A 2,124-nucleotide genomic window follows, 5' to 3' on the forward strand; every position below is an offset into this window, starting at 1 on the left:
CCGCCTTATCGTGAGCGGATGACGACGACATACGCGGCCCTGCTGCGCGGCATCAACGTGGGCGGCAGCCGGAAGGTCCCCATGGCCGACCTGCGCACGCTCCTGACGGACCTCGGCCTCGACGACGTCCGCACCCATCTGCAGAGCGGCCAGGCCGTGTTCGCCTCCGGCCACGGCGACGAGGAGTCGCTGGCCGGTGAGATCGCGCGGGCCCTCGAGAAGCGCTTCGGCTTCGGCGTCGACGTGATCGTGCGCGACCACGCCTACCTGCGGGCGATCGCCGACGCCTGCCCGTTCCCGGCCGCCGACCTGGAGCCCAAGCAGCTCCACGTCACCTACTTCTCCGCCCCCCTCACCCCCGAGCGCTTCGCGGAGATCGACCAGGAGGCCTACCTCCCCGAGGAGTTCCGCCTCGGCGACCGGGCCCTGTACCTGTACGCCCCGAACGGCCTGGGCCGCTCCAAGCTGGCCGAACACCTGTCGAAACCGCGCATCAACAAGGGTGTGATCGCCACCTCCCGCAACTGGAACACGGTCGTCAAGCTGGTGGAGATGACAGGTGCCTGAGCACAACCCGGCCGTCGAGTCCGCGATGGAGGGCGAACTCGCCCTGCTCACCCCGAAGGTCCGCCACTCGCCCGACCGGGTCGGGACGCTGCTGCACCCCGACTTCCACGAGTTCGGCGCCTCCGGCCGGCACTGGAGCCGGGCCGCGATCATCGCCTCCCTGGCCGCGACCACCGAGACCGGAGCCCGGCCCGTCGCCGTCTCCGCCCTCAGGGGCGTGCAGCTCGCCCCGGACCTGGTCCACCTCACCTACGACACGGAGTACGACGGCAGCCGCGCCCACCGCAGTTCGCTGTGGCGCCGTACGGAGGGCCGCTGGCTGCTCTACTTCCACCAGGCGACCCCGTTCAGCGAACGGGCCACCTGACGCGCCGCCCCCGGGCAGGGCGTGCACGACGCCATGCAGGCCCTGCCCTCCGGGGCCGGGCCGACCCGTCGGTCGTCCCCGTGAACACCTGCGCCCTCCGCTGCGTACCTACCGACGGACGGCACGAGAACGGCGTCTCGCGAGAGGAATCGCACGGCCACCGACAGGAGCCCGCAGTCATGAGCGACACGAACCTCGTCTACGCCTACGCGGTCCTGCGCCGCACCCCCGAGGCCGCCTCGGCGGCGGCCCAGCTGCGCGGTGTCGCCGGGGAGCCGATTCATCTGGTCGACCCGGCGGTCACCAGCCCGCCGCTCGCCTTCGCCGTCGGCCAGGTCCCGCCCGCCGACTACGACGACGCTCCCCTCCAGGCCCACCTCGACGACCTGGACTGGCTGGAGTCCACGGTCCGCTCCCATCACGCCGTGGTGGCCGCCCTGATGGCCTCCGGCGCCGCCGTGCTGCCCCTGCGCCTGGCCACCGTCTTCCGCGACGAGGACACCGCCCGGCAGGCCCTCGACACCCGCCGCGGCTACTTCCTCTCCCTGCTCGACCGGCTCACGGGCCACGTCGAACTCGGCGTCAAGATCTACGCCGCCCCGGACATCACCCCGCCCGAGGCCGGCACCGGCCCCGAGCAGGACCCGGTCACGGGTCTCGGCGCCGGGCGTGCCTACCAGGTGATCCGCCGCCGCAGACAGCGCAGGAACGAGGAGGCATGGCGTACGGTCGCCCAGGCGGCCGCCCGCCTCACCGAAACGGCCGGGGCCCTCGCCGTCGACCGCGTCACCCACACCCCCGAACGCGGCAGCCTGGCGGGCACGGCCCCCGGCACCAACATCGGCAACGACGCCTACCTCGTCCCGAAGGACCGGGTCACCGCATTCCGCACGGGCATCCTCACGGCCGCCCAGGGCGTCTCCGGCCTCCGCGTGGAGATCACCGGCCCATGGGCCCCCTACTCCTTCGCCCTCCAGCCCCAGCCGCACGAGGAGACGGCGGCGTGACGCTCTCCTCGTCCGTGGCCCTGCCGACGGCCTCGGACACCGAGGGGTGCCGGAGACGGTCGAGAACACCGTGCGGCCACACCGGCGCGACGGCACGGACATCCGGCACCCCACGCCCACCAGACCCCGGACTTCCGCCGGCCCGGCACGGGGCCGTGGCCCTCGCCCCATCGGGCGCTCCTG

General features: G+C 73.3%; 3 protein-coding genes. All 3 read left to right on the forward strand.

Annotated elements, in window-relative coordinates; all coding sequences use genetic code 11:
- Positions 1-18: 18 nt before the first annotated feature.
- Positions 19-567, forward strand: a complete 549-nt coding sequence (locus ABZ281_RS47020) for a DUF1697 domain-containing protein (RefSeq protein ID WP_356664714.1) — start codon at positions 19-21, stop codon at positions 565-567.
- Entirely contained in the window at positions 560-934 is a 375-nt protein-coding gene (locus ABZ281_RS47025; protein ID WP_356664716.1) for a DUF4440 domain-containing protein, read from the forward strand. Before ABZ281_RS47020 ends, ABZ281_RS47025 begins: the two co-directional genes overlap by 8 nt.
- A 179-nt stretch (positions 935-1,113) precedes the next feature.
- Positions 1,114-1,941: a GvpL/GvpF family gas vesicle protein gene (locus ABZ281_RS47030; protein ID WP_356664718.1), complete on the forward strand. Its 828-nt coding sequence runs from the start codon at positions 1,114-1,116 to the stop codon at positions 1,939-1,941.
- Positions 1,942-2,124 lie beyond the last annotated feature (183 nt).

The sequence above is a fragment of the Streptomyces sp. NPDC006265 genome (genome assembly GCF_040613555.1).
Classification (GTDB): domain Bacteria; phylum Actinomycetota; class Actinomycetes; order Streptomycetales; family Streptomycetaceae; genus Streptomyces.

What these genes read in the sequence shown, in the direction of transcription:
- ABZ281_RS47020 (WP_356664714.1), top strand. Translation starts at nt 19, where the DNA reads ATGACGACGACATACGCGGCCCTGCTGCGCGGCATCAACGTGGGCGGC.
- ABZ281_RS47030 (WP_356664718.1), top strand. Translation starts at nt 1,114, where the DNA reads ATGAGCGACACGAACCTCGTCTACGCCTACGCGGTCCTGCGCCGCACC.